Below are 17,192 nucleotides of genomic sequence, written 5' to 3'. Positions count from 1 at the left end.
CTATATGTAGAATTTCTACACAATTATAGATGTAACCGCTCTAATAATCCTGAATTATTCAACCGCTAGATAGAGTTAAATAGGGATGCTATGCCCATAAACTATAAACATGATCATTAATTAGCCCATTTCTAAAGTCAAATGCTAACCTTATCCTGTCACTCATCCAAGCTCAAAGTTTTAGTTGTAGATGACCACGAACTGACCCGTTTAACCCTCAAGCTTGCTTTTGCCTCCCAGGAAAATATCCAGGTTGTTGGTTTAGCCAGCAATGGAAAGGAAGCTGTGGAAATGGTACAGTCCCACCAACCCAACGTCATCGTCCTAGACTTACAAATGCCAATTATGGATGGCTGGACAGCATCGGGTAAAATCAAGCAAATCGCTCCAGAGACTCAAATCATCGCCTACTCTTCCGTTGAAGACTCCAAAATTAGAGAGTACGACGGCAAAGGCAACTGGGATATTTTCTGTAAAAAAGACATCCCTACTAAAGAACTTGTAGCCATAGTTCGACAGTTAGGAACTGAAGTTGGAAGCCATTCAGTCGGCTAATAAAGAATATATTCCTATTTGTTGTTATTTTTACTCACACAGAATCAAGCTACCAAGCTGTTTAACTCTATATAAATTTACTTAAGTTTGTAGTGGTTTTCATGCAATCTAAGTACACCTTTACTACTATTTTTCCCTTTCTCTAAGAAACTGGGCAGTTTTAGGACTTACGCATTGACAGAAAAATCAAAATAGCAGGTATGGTTTTCAGCGCTTAGAGCTTATTTTTTGGTTCTCCACCAAGCGATATAAACCAAGAAAGGGTAATTTGGAAAAGGCTAAAACAACGTATTCACGTTGATACACAATATAGTCATTTTGTACAGTGCGTAAGTCCTAAGTTTGTTGCACCACTTTTCCCATCAAATTCAGCGCAATACTCTACAAGGATATTGCCACATCGACAAAGCCTGCTTAAGTAGTCTTTGTCTAGATGCCCCAGTATTTAGCCTGTGGCTATCTAGTTACAGGCTTCTAATATTTTGGTTGGTTGCACGATTAAAGGCAATTTGCTGTAACTCTATTTAACTTCTATATTTTTTATTTTCCAACCAAATCACTAACACAACACCGATTGTATAAGCAATTATATCTTTCCAATCAAATACGCTTCCTAAGGCAACAGATAAAATTTTATTATTTTGTAATCCCAACACTTTAACAAAGTTAAAATACTGGAGAACTTCAATAATATAGGAAAACCCTAAGACAGATAAAGCGACAGTCAAAGGACGTGCATTCGAGAATGCTCTGACAAAGCAATAAAGTAATATGACTACTAAAACATCACCGATAAAAGGACGGATAAAATTATCATCGATGAAAACGGCAATAAACACCTCTACTATAAATAATAAGACTGTGAGATAGAAATACTTTTTCTTGAACGTGAACATGAGAAAATATAGTGTTCAATAAACATCTATTTGACTATGGCATACAAAATTTATTATTCACCCGTAAAAGGTAATTTTCACACTGCAATGTTTACAATTTTTGTTTGCTATTAATTTTTCTCTAAAACTAATGACGCAGTTGTTAGCATTACTGATTTCTTGGGCAATTGAAATACATGTAGTGCTAATTATTTTAGCAAAAATACAGCCATTTCCCCGTAGAGATGTTTATTATACATCGGTTGTAGCCTTTGCGGCAACCCTCTTCACCTATCCGCTAGCTTGGGAAAGTAGCCAAATACTAATTATTTATTCTGTTGACTTTCCATACCGAAAGCAACTTTTATCTAAATATTACAATAAGTAGTATATATATGCTACGGTAAGAATATTCGATTTAAATTGAGCTATGCGAACAATTGTAGTTGGCGATATTCATGGTTGCTATGGAGAACTTATGCAGCTATTAGCCAAAGTAGAAATTACAAAGGAAGATTGTTTAGTCTCCCTGGGGGATATTGTGGATCGGGGGACTGATTCAGTCAAGGTGTATGATTTTCTCAAAAATCGCCCTAACACCATAGTGTTGATGGGTAATCACGAACGTAAACACCTCAGACAAACTCTTTCCTATTCCCAAGAAATTGTCAAATTACAATTTGGCGACAGTTATGACGAATTCTTAGAATGGATTAGACATCTACCCTATTATCATGAAACTGAATCGGCAATTTTTGTTCATGCTGCGGTGGAAGATGGTATACCCATTGAAGAACAAAAAGAAGAGGTTTTGTGTGGTTGTACTGCGGGTGAAAAATATTTGGAAAAACGTTATCAAAGTAGCTATTGGAGTCAGTTATATAGTGGTGTGAAACCAGTCATTTTTGGTCATCGCGTTGTTGGCGATTATCCAATAATAATTGCACGAAAAGTTTATGGTATCGACACTGGAGCCTGTCATGGTGGGAAATTAACTGCCCTGATTTTACCAAGTTTTGAAATTGTTCAAGTGGAAGCAGCTAAAGACTATTGGCAAGAAGAGATAGTTAAGTGGCAGTTGCCAGTGATGAAGGCTAAACCCTGGAATAGTTATAAGTGGGAAAAAATTCAGGTAATTTGTGATGAGTTTAGAAATTCTCCAAATTCAGAATTATCTGCTTTTATTACCGAGAAGGAACAGTGGATGCATGATTTACTTGCTGTTACTCCCAGAATAATTCTGAAAGTAGAGGAAAAACTAGCAGAATTAATTTCTATTCATGGTGTGGATGGATTTAAAAAGCCGGCTCGTTGTTTTAGCTATGCCAGCTTATTATATAAAGCTAATGCTAGTAATCTTAGTGCCGAATTTATCCAGCAAACCTTGCCAACACCAGAGAAATGGTTGCAGGTAATGAATGAATTGGTAATTTAAATAAAACAGCGAAATTTTGATGATAAGTAGTTAAGATTCTTGAGTAATTTCGCCAGTTTTTAAGTTAATTTTAATCGCAGATACTGTTTCTTCTCGGTGTTCTTCCAAAGGAATAGTTACCCACTCACCAACACGATCAGGTGTACCAAATAGACAGGGACAATGAAATTTTGTCATTGCAAAAGGAGTAAAAGCAATTCTAAATTTTAATTCTCCGTGGTAAGTGCCACATCCTGTAGAGGTATCTGGTGGAGAACAGGTGTAATTATATAAATATGCCGTTGTGGAATAGTCTGTGGATTTTATGGTTTGTATACTTGGAGCATCAAATCCAGACGAAATCAAAATAATAAACAAGGCAAATAAAAATACTACACTCGATAACAATAAGTTTAGAAGAATTAAAATACGCGCTTTTTTAATTTGTATTTTTTTTGGTTTTATAAATAATAAAAACCCAATCACAAAATTGAGTAGGAATACAATAAGAGAAAATATAAACTTTGTATCCTCCCAATTTGGAATGATTGGCAAAAAGAGAATTAAGATAGCAATAAAGGGAAATATGAAAAATATCATAAATTTGAAATTACAAGATTCCTGTAACCTCCCGTTCATTTCCTGTCACCATATTTTCTACAATGACTAAATTTTCATTACCCTGCCAAGTATGAGGAATTTCCATCACACAGGCTCTAGGAAAATGTAATATATCTCCATTTTGAACATCTCTTTTTTCTATGATTGTGCGGTATGTATCTAATACTGTTGCTGTAAAAATATCATTTTCATCAATTGCAGTAACTTCGACATAAAGGGCTTCACAATAGTATGGATTTTCCTCCTTCACTTGAATTCTGACGATATTATTTACAGTGATATAACTTCGTGCTTCTGGAAGTAGCTGATTGCCAGACCAATCATAAATATCTTTTTCCTCAGGTTGATATACAAAAATTCCATCGGACATTAAAAATACCTCCAAAACTATAGGAGCAGATATTACAGCATTTTCTCCAAGAATTGTTTAGCGCGATCGCACTTTGGATTCTGAAAGAATTCTCGTGGTGTGGTGTCTTCTGCTAAACTGCCTTGGTCAAGGAACATAATCCGACTGGCTACTTCCCTAGCAAATCCCATTTCATGGGTAACGATTGCCATTGTCATCCCAGTTTTCGCTAAAAGTTTCATCACTTCCAGCACATCTTTAACCATTTCTGGATCTAAAGCGGAAGTTGGTTCATCAAATAATATCATCTCTGGCTCCATTGCCAGAGCGCGTGCGATCGCAACTCGCTGTTTTTGCCCTCCTGATAACCTTGCTGGGTAAACATCGGCTTTTTCGGCTAAACCAACTTTGTCTAATAATTCCAATCCTTTGTTAATTGCACTTTCTTTATTCAACCCCTTGACTTTCATCGGTGCATAGGTGACATTTTCCAACACTGTCATGTGGGGAAATAAGTTGAAATGCTGAAATACCATCACCAATTCTTGGCGAATTTTGCTGATATTGGTTTTGGGAGCGGTAATTTCGGCTTCTCGAAAGTAAACTTTGCCCTTGGTGGGATGTTCTAGGAGGTTCATACAGCGAAGAAATGTTGATTTTCCCGAACCACTGGGACCAAGTATCCCAACTACTTCCCCCGGATAGATTTCTGTGGAAATATCTTTGAGGACATTCAACTTGCCGAAGGATTTACAAAGATTTTCTGTACGAATTACTGTTCTACTCACTTAACCGCAATCTCCTTTCTAAAGCTGATGCACTAAAGGTTAAACTCATAACCAAGACGTAGTAAATTAATCCCGCAAATAATAGAGGTTCAAAGTAAATATATTTATTTGCTCCGACAATTTGGGCACTACGTAATATTTCCACCATTCCCAAAGTCGATACTAGTGCAGAATCTTTCAACAGTCCAATAGTCTCATTTACCAAAGCTGGGAGAATATTCTTCAAAGCTTGGGGAATAATGATATCCCACATCATCAAATGGTAAGGAACACCCATCGACAAAGCTGCTTCGGTTTGTCCTTTATCCACCGATTGAATGCCTCCTCGAATGGTTTCTGACATGTATGCACCGGAATTCAGGGTAAATGTTAATACACCAGCTTGTAACGCGGGTATATTATAACCTGTCAGTTGGGGTGTTGCATAATAAACTAATGCCAACTGTAAAAGCATCGGTGTACCGCGAAACACCGAGGTATAGGCATTAGCAAACCAAGTTAAGGCTTTAATTCCGGTAATTTTGAAAAGGGAAAGTAATGTACCCCAAATTAAGCCGAAAAATAATGATAATAAAGTAAACATTAAGCTTACGGGTATTCCCTGAAGAATAAAGGGGATATCGGGAATAATACGCCCTAAGTCAAAATTGAATCCTTTATTTGCTACTACTGGAGTGGGAATTAACGTATCTTTAATAGCGGCAATTCGCTGAGTTTTCAGCTTATTTAAATCGCCACTATCAATCATTTTCTGCAAAACTTTGTTAAATGGTGCAACCAAAGGGGAATTTTTGGGGAATGCTACAGCGCTTCCTCCTGCTTCTTTACCCTCTGGTGGTAACGGATAAAATCCTAATTCTGGGTTCGATTGGGTAAATCCTTGGGCGACAATTTCACCCAAAATCACCGCATCAATCCGTCCCGATTTGATTTCTTGAATCATTTCTGGGGCTTTACTTAACAGCTTAATTTCCATTCCTGGTAACTTTGCTGCCATTTTTTTGGCACTTTGTTCTTGAGTTGTACCTAATTGCACACCCAAGCGTTTGCCTGCTAAATCTTCTAATTTAGTAATTTTACTGTCTTTATCGGCAACAATTGTGTCTTTGCCTTGGTAGTAAATTAGGGAAAAATCAACATTTTGCTTTCTTTCGGGTGTCGGATTCATACTTGCCATTGCAAAGTCAGCGCGATTTGCTTGCAATGCAGGAATCAAACCACCGAAATCTGTTTCCATGATTTCCAGTTTGAATCCTAATTCTTTAGCGATGTAGTTAGCAATATCGATGTCAAAACCAACTATTTTGCGGCTACTTCCCTGATTTTCATAATACTCAAAAGGGGGATAATCGGGGGAAGTAATCATTGTTAATGTGTCTTTCCCAACCGATGATGCAAGTAGCGGATGATTTTGACTAGTAATGATGCTGATTGCGAAAACTGCCGCAAATAGCAGGGTAAAAAGTGATTTTCTCCGCTTTTTCATAAATTAATGGGTAAGTAGATGCAGGGTATGGATTTTTGATGAAACTGTATTGATATTGAATAGAAAGAGAGACGCGACATGTCTCGTCTCTACATTGTTACCAGCTACGTTTTATATTGATTGCCGTTGAAAGCCTGATTCACCACCAGTTGTAAACCAATATTCCCAGGTTCCACCGTCAACGTTTTTCCAATTATTTAAGTCAAAATGTCCACTACCTTCGGGTGTGCCAGAAATTTTATAGACTTTTGTGGCTTTTCCTTGGTGATTCCAAATTAGCGGTAAATTGGGTTTTATTTGTTCGGGTGCTGCACCATTAGTTTGTAAAAAGTAAGCATCTTGCCCTTGGCTTTCGCTATTGCCAAATATTTGGGCAATTCCCTTTTGATCAATTGCGACAAATGCACCTTCTTCTAAACCGATTCCGTATACGGGAAGGCAATTGCAATCATGTACAACCCTTGCAACTAATCCGAAAAATCTCCCATATCTGGTTTCGGGATTATTGCTATTAATTCTATCTAAGTGTGTGTCGGTAATTGTATTTTTTAGAAAAGGAACGCGAATAAAATCACTACGATAGATATTTTTTGTGTTGGGATGAAATGGATTGTCTAAAATTTCCGAACTGACCAAACCTTGATCTTTTGGTGCATAGTAACAATCACCTAAAATTGCCATTCCTGCACTAGTTCCGGCTACAGGAACTTGTTTTTTATTAATTAGGTAATTAATCGCATTTTCTACACCTGTTCCTTCCCAATAATCTTGATAATCGCTTTGGTTTCCACCTGCTAAAAATAGAGCATCGGCATCGCGGATATATTGAATTACTTCAGGATTGTTGGCAGCGTCTCGGCTATTGATTGAGAGTTCAGCGGCTGAACTGACAAAATCTCGGTAATTATCGTAAATCCAACTAGCTTGTTTTCCAATTTTACCGGAACGAAGGACTAGAAAATTCCCTCCATCTGCCAGGTTTAAAAACCAGCGGGTTGCTGCGTCTTCTCCTAATTTGTCTCCTGCTGCACCACCAATTAATAAAATGCCGGGGGTGGGTTTTGCGGAATTCCGGCTAACTTTTCCGCCTTCGAGATAATATTCAAAGTTGTTACTAGTACCACTTGTCTCGATGAGATTTTCAGATGTCCTGACCACAAAGATAACTCTTGCGCTAATTTCGTATCTAAGATAACCTCATTGCTTGATAAACACCAGCGATAACTCTGAGGGAGTATCCTATTTTTTTAATTTTTTTTAAATTTCTGAAAGAGAAAAATAGTGAATGAATAAATAGGGGCAAACAAGCGTTTGCCCCTACGGTATGCTCAATTGTCAATGCACAATATGGTAATTTTGTCTAGCAAATAATATCTAATTCGAGACACTGGCGCTTGGTGTTTCTGAATTACAAAAATTCACCAAATATTTGCTACGTTGCTCTACAAATTGTGCGGATGGCTGCTCAATTTCGTAAAGGGTTTGCAAAACGTCAGACCAAGGATGTAAAATTCCGGTTTCGGTTTTGTGTTTAACTTGGTAGTTGCTGAAATATTCGGCTTTTTGCTGGGTGATTTCCTCTGGTGAGGCTTTACTGGCTTGAAGTTTTTGCTCTAGTTGTTGGAGTTCTGTGGAAATTTTATTTTGTTCTTCGGTGGACATAATTTGGAATATTTTCCAATCATCATCAGTCCCGGATAGCTTCCACTCATAGGTTTTACTCGGTGTAAGGGCTGTTGTCCCACTGTATGCGGCTTTTCCGTCTGCGGTTTTGACGGATTGTTTCCAGACTATTTCTTTGGTAGCGCGATCGCGTATTAACAATTCAGCCTCTTTATTTTCTGAGCGGTTCTGCCACAAAAATAATGGTCGGCTGTTCCAAATCATGTATGTGTCTGCTAAACCTGGGGAAATAGGACAAATATCACCACCTCGGACAACTTTAGGTTGTTTGGGTTTGCGTTGCCAAAATGAGGCTAATCTGAAGGCAGTTATATTTTGAGCAAGAGTTGAATAGGAAGTTTTCGCTTGGGTATTGCTTAATTTAGCAGAGTATGCATAGGTTCCTATTTCACTAGAAGCAATGACGGTGGGAATTAACACCAAGCTGAATATAACGTTTTTAGCTAAAGATGATTGTTGGTGGCGAGATTTTATATGACTAAACATGATTTCTTCTCCTTGTAATCGGTAGAACGTAGGTGAGGAATACTGATGATGGTAAAAACCAAGGCAGTAAAACCGCAGCAGAGATATAAAGTTGAAGTCCGAGTAAACCGTAGAAAACCACTACACCTGTTGAGATGGCGATAATCTTGGTTCTGTAGGTTGGATCTATAGAGGATTTCTTTTTTAAAAGAAATACCGTAATTCTACCAAGAATGGCAGCTAATCCAATTAACCACAGATCGGGGATGGGGATAACAAGATGCCGTGTAAGGAAATGTTGAGTCATGTAAGCGAGGGATTCACCACCTGTTAGCCACTCTTGCTTTGTCCAAAAGACTGTGGCTGAGGGTGCAGAGGTGCGGTCTGCTTGACCAGGTGCAATTACTAGACGCTCATCATTCCCTGCGGCAACTAAGACAACTTGCTTGGAAATTAAGGGGAATTTGTTGATGTCTGGGTTTTCCATCAACTGCCAAGCAGGTATTTTGGTATAAACATTTTGGGGTGGTAGAGAAAAGTCTACCAAGGGTTCCAGTCCCAAAGGTCGTTTGAGGTTTAAAAGATTTGCTAGGTCTCCTTTTTGTGATTTTTTCTGTTGAATAGTGTCTAAAAGTTGAGTACGTAAATTAGTGGTTCGGTTGGTTTGAGGTTGTGGTAAATCTGTGATTTCCTGTCTGGCTGTTTGAGTAAGTGCCATCAGGTAGGAAATTGGGCAAACTTGACGACAGTCGCGTTTGGGGTCTGGAAGTTCTAGGAAGTAGTTGTATGAATCGACATAACCCTGAAGTGTCCAATTCCATTTATTGATTCCGAGAGCTTCATTTGTTCCTACTTCCCGATCGGGTTCTAAGAGAGCCGCAAAAATTAACCAGGTATTTTTGTCTACAAGCCTTCTGACGGATTTTCCTAAATCTGCATCTCCGGAAGCTGGGTTTGTTTGGGGTGTATCAAAGAGAAAATCTAACCCCACAACCCCGGCATTTAGGGTGTTTAAGCGATCAAGTAACTTGGAGATATAAGTGCGACTGAAGGGGTGAATTTGGGAATTGGGAAGTTGGGAGCGGTAGATAGAGGCTGTATCAATTTCTATTAAGGCAACTGGGGGAGCTTTATCATTGGGAATTTGGGTGGTGACGCTACGATAAGCTGCCTGGACGTACATTCTGCTATCAAGGAGAAATTCTTGGAACGGGGGAAGTACACCCAGAGCAACGCTGACGGTGAGTGCGATCGCTTCTATGAAGTTTGGTGCGCTGCGCCGGATTCTTTGCCTTAAACCAAAGGGGAGGATGCGAAATAATTTTGCATCTGGATGACAAAATAAGGAAGGGACAAGGTAGGAAGAAGGATAAGTGTGGCTTTTTTCCATTCGCAGAAATTGCCTTGCTCCCATCACTGCTTCATAGATACCTTGATACTTCGCTAATCCTTGTAAAAATCGGACTAAAAATTCTTGGGCTACACGGTTGTGGATTGGCTCCCGCATCACTACAACTTGACTAAAACCCAAATCAATCAGGGAATTAGCGATATTCAAACCACTACAGGAATTAAAAATCGCCACTTGCAACCCGCGTTTCCTGGCTGCGCTGAGTTGAGAAGCAATTTCTTTGATGGAAATCGATACACCTGGTGCTATACCCAATTCACCTCCTGTCATTTCCGTTTCATTACTGTGTCCAGCAAAAAACAAAACATCCCATCCGCGTTCATCTGCGATCGCATCTGTGATTTGTTGAATTACTTGGGTAGGTGTTTGTTCCGGTTGCCACCCCACAAACTGGACTTCCGCAATCTTTATTAATGATTGCACTGCTTCTTTATCTGCTTGGAAGTTTAAACCAGTATCATCACCCAAAATTGCTAAAATCCGAGCGCGTCCTTGACGTGGTTTCCCTGGGGAGACTCCTGTTTCGGCTTTAATATTCAAGGGTGCGCGAATAATTTGAATTGCCCCAGTAGTGGCAAATTCTGTTCCCAATTCCCAAGCTTCCCAGGGGAAACGATCCATTTCAATTGGCGCACAAGTTAGAAATAATTGTACTGCCTCGGTGGTATCAGGATTTACCTTCACTAATTCCTGACTAGCTTGAGCGATATGGGAACGAATTTCAAATAATTCAGCACTCCTTAACCAGCGGTGAAACTCATACATCAACTTAGTTTCAGCCTTTACCAGTTCTGCGTGCCAATCGGTGACAGTTAATTTAGCAACTCCACCACCAATGGCTTTGCCCCGCATCTGATCTGACTGGTAAAAGTAAAAATAAGCACGCTGCCATTCTTGATATAGCGAAGTTAAATCATCTGGAAAATCAACCTGTGCAGTTAGTCTTTGTCCTTTCCCCCAAGACAACTCAAATAAGCAGATTTGTTCAACTTTTTGAACTTTAAGGTTAAAAATATGTTTCATAAACACGTTTCATAATAATTAGAAATCACAAAATACAAACTGCCTCCCCTGCTTCCCCTGCCTCCCCTGCCTCCCCTGCCTCCCCTGCTTCCCTGCCCCCTGCTTCCCCTGCCCCCTGCCGCTTCCCCTGCTTCCCCTGCTTCCCCTGCTCCCCTGCTTCCCCTGCCCCCTGCCTCTTCACCCTTCCATTCCCAAAGCTGGCATTTCAAACACCACTTCATCAGCGGTAACTGTCACCCAAAATTGTTCATGCATCTCACCCATCACTTGGGCATAAAGCATTCCTAGACTGGTATCATCTAAAGTTTCATCAAATAGTATTTGCATTTCGTCGCATACTTCCAGGGTTAATTTTTGCGGCATTGGGGAACCTGGTTGAGGAGCTAAAATAGTTAACAAAATCCAGCCGGGGCTTTCTGCGGTATCTGGAAGTACCCATGCAATCGCATACAGTCGCAAACTACCATGTTCAGCATCAATGCCAATATAAGCACCTTTGGCAGTGGGGGGTAGATTGATTCCCTGTCTCTGTAAACTGGTTTGAACCATTTCAAAATTGTCTTCAGCATCCCGCAACCGCAGTTGTGATGGGGATAATGAAGGCATTAGCATCCAACCTAATTCCTGTGCAACTCTATCGACTTGATTCTGTAACCAGTTGTTGATGTTGATTAATGAGCGTGCGGATGATTTAGCCATGATTTTGCTTTGTCCCTGTTCAATCCACTTGATTAAGTCTTGATGACTCAGTAATATTACTCCCTCTGCTGGCGTTAGTAAATTCCATATTGGCTGAGTTTTGAGTTGGGGTTTTAGTGTCTTCAACTTCTTTTTCAATGCTGTCAATACATCAGCATTTACAACTGTTGTAGTTGCAGGTAACTGCACCGCACTAGCATCTAAACAGCGCAAGTTCAACAACAAATTCTCTGTATCCAGATTAAACAAGGAAATAGGCAAACTATATGTCCAATCTTTTGCTGGTTCTGGATGTGTATTTTGTTGGTACCGCTGATATTCCTGATAACTGAGAAACCCAAATATTGCCACTTGCTGTTCTTCTTCTATTACTTGCATTAATACATAGAATTGAGCAGCTAAACTAGGAACATCAAAAACTCCAAAGGGAACATTAGGATGTCGAGAAATATTATTAGCGGTGAGCAAACATATTTTAAAATCTCCCACTTGAATATTGCAAGCAGATGACACAAAATTTCCTAATTCAGGTTGCCAAATTGAGGCAGCATCACTTGTAACCTCTAAATCGGGAGCGCGTTCCTTCAGCCATCTTTCAAATCCAAAAACTGCTAATCCAGAAATATAAACTTGCCAGCGTTGCTCAGGCAAACGAATCGATTGGCTTAATTTTGCCGCTTTCTGAACATCTTCCAATGACAGTCCAGTTCGCGTTTCATTCAGCAAGTTCCAATCGAGATAGGTTTCTAAATTAGTTGTAAATAAAGAGTTCATAATAAATCATTAAAAATCATGAGGGAACACAACGCAAATATATTTCACCCGTTATTCCTGTCAAGAGGTTACGGTGGAAGTATTTCCAGATTTCATTAATCTAAATAAAAGCACATTAGCTAGTCCTCCGTTTCAAATAGCGACAAATATTTACAGATAATAAACTTGATAAAGGTTGATTCCGAATTGGCTTTTTAACTTCCGATTCTAATTCTTGAATAATTTCCGAAATTTGCTCATTTAAAATTGTTTCTATTTCTCCATCCAAAGATGCTAAATCATCAGCATCCACGAATTTAGTAGCTAAATCACTCACACGCGATCGCATGATCAATAATAATCTTTGGCGAATATCATTATGTAACTGATTCAGATTCAAAAATCTACTAACTTCATATTGTTTTGTAAGTCCAATTTGCGGAGCAATTTGAGTCATCGATTGTCCTTGACAATGAAACAAACGCAACCCTGTAATAAACAATTGTGCTTTTGAAACTTGCTTGCGAAGTAATCTCCGTATCCAATCTTCTATTACCTGAGAAATCGCTTCTTTCAAAGATGCTGAAAATTCAGCTTGGTATAACTGCATAAATTCCAACTGTTCCGCATCTAATCGTGAATTATTTTCTCTATTTTCAAACTGTTCCACAACCTGTTGAATTTGCACTTCTTCCCAAGAAACAGTCATTACAGAACCATTTTGTGCGGTAATTCGGTACTGTCGCAGGTGAGATGCAATTTGTTGCAAATTTCTTAACACCACATCTGGACTCAACATACTCCCAGTTAGACTTCCTACTTCCTCCGCAATCTGTTCCAACTGTTTGTTTGTTGGTACTTGACAAGGTAAAGTTACACCTGCAACTCTTTGTTTAATCCGCTCTTCTCGATAAACTTGGTGGTAAGCACTCAAAAGTTCGCAAGCTAGGGCAATTTCTCCAGTTGTAAGAGAATACATTTCACTCAGAATTCGTTGCAATTCTTGAGGATTTGTATCATTCAAAAGTGCCCAATCACTCACCAAAAAGACACCGTGTTGAAGCAAAAACCGCTTCAATTCTGGCTGTTGCTTCACATATCGCTTCACCCAAGCACCTAGAGAACCTTTAGTCGGATCAAATGTCTTTAAAATTGTAATTGCTAAAGATTCATAAACACTGCTTTGAATCACCCAAGATTGATTTGGTGTTTCCAGCAGTAAATCATCATCCAACACAAAGGATAATAAATCTGGGCAGCTAAACCCATGATTGACACCGAATTTTACCGTCAAATCCCAGCAAACTTGATAAATTTGTTGAGAAATATAGCATCGTAAACAAACTTCAGCTAAATAAGCATCCTCTGTTTCTTGACTCTGATGCATTTGCAGCCAAAGTTGACGTTGAATCAGGTTATCAGAAACACCAGTCAAACCAGGAAATTGATTTTGTAAATAGTTTTGAGCAACAATAACCATCTTTACCTGGTGCTTACTACTAGAATCTAACTTGACGAATTCCCAATATTTAGATATCTGAACCACAGTTTTGTACTCAACGCCAAACATGATTAATTTTTTCACCCCCTCATAGTAAAAGCAATTTGGCGGTTATACAGAAGAAATGATGGTAACTATTATTCCCATATTTCTGGGAGAAGCGACTCATGCAAAATTTAGATGTTCAGAACCCGAACTTTTTTAAAAAATCCTATTCTGCAAGGGTTTTGAGTAGTTTATATTTCGTTACATAGCTAGGGGAACGAAATCCGAATCAGCATTGATATCGTTAATATTTCAGGTGCTTGAATCATTTCTAGCCGCTACCGAGGCTAAGTCAAAAACTTTAAACTGCGTAGCGACTGTCTTAGTTGTCAAGTGCGATCGCAAAAAAAAGTTGACGCAACTGGAGAACGCTTCGCTAGATTCGGTGGTGTCAGGTAGGGGCAGCAAGACCTTGAGTTGGTGGTATAAATAGTCTTACCCCCACCTGACACTCCGCTGTGCCACCGAATCTTCTCCAGTTGCTGAACCACTCGTAGGGCAATAAATGAAATGAGCATAAACATGAATGATTTGGCAAAAATAATCATGGTCAAATAAGGGCATGAAAAATGAATGATCAAGCCAGAAAAAAACTAGGATTAATTAGCTATTACAATTAGTTGGGAAAAGAGCTTTTAAGTTGTTTGTAAATTATCTTGTGCAGCAGACCAAGGTTTACTTTCCCGAACCATAGCATTCAAAATAACTAACATTTTATGAACACAGGCTGTAATCGCTAATTTCTTTGGCTTACCACGTTCAACAAGACGGTCATAAAAAGCCTTGATAATTGGGTTATGACGTATTGCAACCAAAGCACCCATATAAAGAGTTGCACGAACATGAGCACGACCACCATTAATCATACGTTTACCTTTATGTTGTCCACTATCATGATTAATTGGAGCAACACCTACTAAACGCGATATTTGTTTGGAAGTTAATTGACCAAGTTCTGGTAAATCAGAAACTAGAGTTGTAGAAATAACTTTACCAATGCCAGGAGTAGTTTTGAGCAAATTAGCTTTATCAATCCATTGTTGGTTGTTTTGGGTTAGTTGCTCAATTTCTTGATTTAGTTTCTCCAGACGTTCATCAAGGTGTTTTATATGCTCCTCCACATCGAGCAATGCTTTACCACGAGCGCGAGCACTTCGGTTTTTTTCAGCAGTTTGCATCTCGACTAATTGTCTTCTTCGACTAATTAATTCTGAGAGTTGACGTGCAGATTCAGATTCAATTGCCAATATTTGGGGCTTCATTGCTTCCCCAAAGTGCGCTAATATTTGTGCATCAATAGCGTCAGTTTTGGCTAATTTTCCTGTGGCTTTGGCAAAATCTCGTCCTTGGCGTGGATTAATTAATGCAACTGGTAAAAGTGCTGCTTGTAGTTGAATTATAAGTTCAGTTTCTAACCCACCTGTGGCTTCAATTACGATTATATTTAAATCGTATGATAATAGTTGTTCAACTAAATCTACTATTCCTGACTCAGTATTTGCGACCTTTAATGCTTTCCCAATTGGACGGATGTAAACATCAAGTGTCGCTTTACTTACGTCGATGCCTATCCACTGAGAGGTATTTTCCATTTTTGTTGCTCTCAAAAATTATAATCTACCCTGCTTTTAATTCATCCCCTTGATTTCACTCATCCTTGCCCGATGCGGACTGTATACTTTAAAATCAGTGTTTAAAGCTTTGACCCTGGCGACTGTTCGAGTTCTGTCATGGAGATTATTGTAGTGACCCATGCTACAAAGCGGTCTATTATGACCTAGGTTGGGACGGTCTACTACTATTTCTAAGATACAAGGTTGGGCTTCGACTTCGCTCAAGCCAACATTTTCGGGGAGTTTGTTGTGTTTCACTTCGTATCCTACGGGAAGCAAGCTACAACTCAACCTACAATTATCCTTAACTGAACCCTATTGGTTTATAGTCGGTGCGTGACGCTACGAAAAATCCTCAGATATCAAGATTAATCTGGCATTGCGTCACACACCCTACTTTCTGGTTATCCCCTTAAGCAATTGCGGTTTCTATGATTATTTGTCGTAACTGTTGCGGAGTCAAATAAGGATTCGCACTCAACATCAATGCGGCAACACCAGAAACATATGGTGCAGCCATAGAGGTACCATTCATAAAGTCATAGTCATCACCGGAAATTGTGGAATAGATATCCACACCAGGGGCAACTACATAATTGATTCTGCTATCAGAACCTGCCTGGTTAGAGAAATCTGCTACATTCCAGTTATAGTCAATAGCCCCAACAGCAATTCCCCAATTTGTGGCTAAAGCTGCCGGATAACCAGGTTCACTTTTGCCGTCATTGCCGGATGACATGATCACAATAGCACCTCGCTCGGTTGCATATTTCACTGCTGCCTCAATATTGCTAGAATATTCACCACCAAGACTAAGGTTAATTACATTTGCACCATTGTTGGCTGCATAGTAAATACCATTGGCAATATTGATATCATTACCATGTCCACCTTCATCCAGCACTCGCACAGGCATAATTTTAGCGTTGTAGGCAACACCATTAATTCCATATCCATCTGCTTCAGCAGCAATGATTCCAGCTACATGGGTTCCATGATCATTTGATTCCCCAATTGGATTATAGTCATTACTGACAAAATCCCAGCCAATGATGTCATCAATGTATCCGTTGCCATCATTATCAATCCCATCATCAAAGATTTCGCCAGAATTAAACCAAATATTGTCATTTAAATCTGCGTGTCTGAAATCTACTCCACTATCAACTACTGCGACAACAATATTTTCACCGCTGTATCCTTGATTCCAAACTTCTGGGACGCTAATTGCATCTAGTCCCCAATCATATTCATCGCTTTGATTAGGAACATCCGCAAAACGGCTGTATCCTATGGCTTTAGCAACTGCGGCTGCTGCATCTATCAATCCATAGCCATAGTTGTTATTAAAGTTACGCGATTGGGCTGTGGAAATATTTTCTGGTGTAGAACTGGATGGAGATGATTCTGTTGCGATATAACCATCTGAAGTTTGAGGGTTAAAGTTAAAATAATTACCTTGGTTATAATCTACGGAAATCCAATCACCAATTTCTATTGGGATTGAGTCGATAGAAATATCATCAGGAATCCAGGTGAATTTAGTTGCAAAATTGGTTATTTCATCCAGTTGAAGTTCATCTACAAATTCACTCAGAAAGCTGGAGGTATGACTAAAATTACTGGAAACTGAATCTGTATTGAGAGGGTTTAGTTGGATATATTTTGACACTTCGGTCAGATGTTCCGATAGTGTATTTGAGCTATCGACTTGGGTATTAAACATAAATTTCTCGGTAAATCACCTGGATAATTTGCTTGTTTAGAGCCAAGTATTTCTTAGGAGAGTAATTTATTGAATATGCACTCGTTTATTACATAATTTCAATGGAAAAATACGCATAAACCTCATCCATCATGAAAAGTGGAGTTTTGTCATTGCGACGCAAGGTAGACGCGTAGCATAGCGGC

At 39.1% G+C, this 17,192-nt stretch carries 17 protein-coding genes; 3 read left to right on the top strand and 14 right to left on the bottom strand.

The window, feature by feature from the left end; all coding sequences use genetic code 11:
• The first annotated feature begins 141 nt into the window (after positions 1 to 141).
• Positions 142 to 555, top strand: coding sequence for a response regulator transcription factor (locus CAL6303_RS24785; protein WP_015200585.1), 414 nt, complete (start codon positions 142 to 144; stop codon positions 553 to 555).
• A 524-nt stretch (positions 556 to 1,079) separates the two neighbouring features.
• On the opposite strand, the gene CAL6303_RS24780 is transcribed toward CAL6303_RS24785, so the two are convergent.
• Complete coding sequence (locus tag CAL6303_RS24780) at positions 1,080 to 1,451, bottom strand: DUF2809 domain-containing protein (RefSeq protein ID WP_015200584.1); 372 nt, start codon at positions 1,449 to 1,451, stop codon at positions 1,080 to 1,082.
• Between the two features lie 130 nt (positions 1,452 to 1,581).
• On the opposite strand from CAL6303_RS24780, the gene CAL6303_RS24775 reads away from it, so the two are divergent.
• Together CAL6303_RS24775 and CAL6303_RS24770 are read left to right on the top strand one after the other, a co-directional pair.
• Positions 1,582 to 1,818 (top strand): hypothetical protein, encoded by a 237-nt coding sequence (locus CAL6303_RS24775; RefSeq protein ID WP_015200583.1) that lies wholly within the window; start codon positions 1,582 to 1,584, stop codon positions 1,816 to 1,818.
• Between the two features lie 42 nt (positions 1,819 to 1,860).
• Complete coding sequence (locus CAL6303_RS24770; RefSeq protein WP_015200582.1) at positions 1,861 to 2,865, top strand: metallophosphoesterase family protein; 1,005 nt, start codon at positions 1,861 to 1,863, stop codon at positions 2,863 to 2,865.
• Positions 2,866 to 2,895: 30 nt separating this feature from the next.
• Here the strand turns inward: CAL6303_RS24770 and CAL6303_RS24765 are convergent, their stop codons facing one another.
• From CAL6303_RS24765 to CAL6303_RS24715, 13 genes are all read right to left on the bottom strand, one after another.
• Positions 2,896 to 3,399, bottom strand: a complete 504-nt coding sequence (locus CAL6303_RS24765) for a hypothetical protein (RefSeq protein ID WP_238993739.1) — start codon at positions 3,397 to 3,399, stop codon at positions 2,896 to 2,898.
• 55 nt (positions 3,400 to 3,454) lie between these two features.
• Positions 3,455 to 3,835, bottom strand: coding sequence for a hypothetical protein (locus tag CAL6303_RS24760; RefSeq protein ID WP_015200580.1), 381 nt, complete (start codon positions 3,833 to 3,835; stop codon positions 3,455 to 3,457).
• Positions 3,836 to 3,867: 32 nt separating this feature from the next.
• Entirely contained in the window at positions 3,868 to 4,602 is a 735-nt protein-coding gene (locus CAL6303_RS24755) for an amino acid ABC transporter ATP-binding protein (protein WP_015200579.1), read from the bottom strand.
• Positions 4,595 to 6,088, bottom strand: a complete 1,494-nt coding sequence (locus tag CAL6303_RS24750; protein WP_015200578.1) for an ABC transporter substrate-binding protein/permease — start codon at positions 6,086 to 6,088, stop codon at positions 4,595 to 4,597. The genes CAL6303_RS24755 and CAL6303_RS24750 overlap by 8 nt, the downstream gene beginning before the upstream one ends.
• A gap of 111 nt (positions 6,089 to 6,199) precedes the next feature.
• A complete protein-coding gene (locus CAL6303_RS24745) occupies positions 6,200 to 7,246 on the bottom strand; it encodes a cyanophycinase (protein ID WP_015200577.1) in 1,047 nt (348 codons plus the stop codon).
• Positions 7,247 to 7,462: 216 nt separating this feature from the next.
• Complete coding sequence (locus CAL6303_RS24740) at positions 7,463 to 8,257, bottom strand: hypothetical protein (RefSeq protein WP_015200576.1); 795 nt, start codon at positions 8,255 to 8,257, stop codon at positions 7,463 to 7,465.
• The gene (locus CAL6303_RS24735; protein WP_015200575.1) at positions 8,250 to 10,670 is read right to left on the bottom strand and encodes a CHASE2 domain-containing protein; all 2,421 of its coding nucleotides are present in this window, start codon (positions 10,668 to 10,670) and stop codon (positions 8,250 to 8,252) included. The genes CAL6303_RS24740 and CAL6303_RS24735 overlap by 8 nt, the downstream gene beginning before the upstream one ends.
• A 25-nt stretch (positions 10,671 to 10,695) precedes the next feature.
• Complete coding sequence (locus CAL6303_RS30510) at positions 10,696 to 10,851, bottom strand: hypothetical protein (RefSeq protein ID WP_015200574.1); 156 nt, start codon at positions 10,849 to 10,851, stop codon at positions 10,696 to 10,698.
• Positions 10,848 to 12,143 (bottom strand): DUF1822 family protein, encoded by a 1,296-nt coding sequence (locus CAL6303_RS24730; RefSeq protein WP_015200573.1) that lies wholly within the window; start codon positions 12,141 to 12,143, stop codon positions 10,848 to 10,850. The genes CAL6303_RS30510 and CAL6303_RS24730 overlap by 4 nt, the downstream gene beginning before the upstream one ends.
• Positions 12,144 to 12,258: 115 nt before the next feature.
• The gene (locus tag CAL6303_RS24725; RefSeq protein WP_015200572.1) at positions 12,259 to 13,692 is read right to left on the bottom strand and encodes a hypothetical protein; all 1,434 of its coding nucleotides are present in this window, start codon (positions 13,690 to 13,692) and stop codon (positions 12,259 to 12,261) included.
• A 611-nt stretch (positions 13,693 to 14,303) separates the two neighbouring features.
• Entirely contained in the window at positions 14,304 to 15,260 is a 957-nt protein-coding gene (locus tag CAL6303_RS30915) for an IS110 family transposase (protein ID WP_015200032.1), read from the bottom strand.
• A 36-nt stretch (positions 15,261 to 15,296) separates the two neighbouring features.
• A complete protein-coding gene (locus CAL6303_RS30910; protein WP_015200571.1) occupies positions 15,297 to 15,539 on the bottom strand; it encodes a hypothetical protein in 243 nt (80 codons plus the stop codon).
• Between the two features lie 154 nt (positions 15,540 to 15,693).
• Positions 15,694 to 17,007, bottom strand: coding sequence for a S8 family peptidase (locus CAL6303_RS24715; protein WP_015200570.1), 1,314 nt, complete (start codon positions 17,005 to 17,007; stop codon positions 15,694 to 15,696).
• Between the last annotated feature and the right edge of the window lie 185 nt (positions 17,008 to 17,192).

It is taken from the genome of Calothrix sp. PCC 6303 (genome assembly GCF_000317435.1).
Lineage (GTDB): Bacteria > Cyanobacteriota > Cyanobacteriia > Cyanobacteriales > Nostocaceae > PCC-6303.
This window is presented reverse-complemented; position numbering and strand designations above follow the sequence as displayed.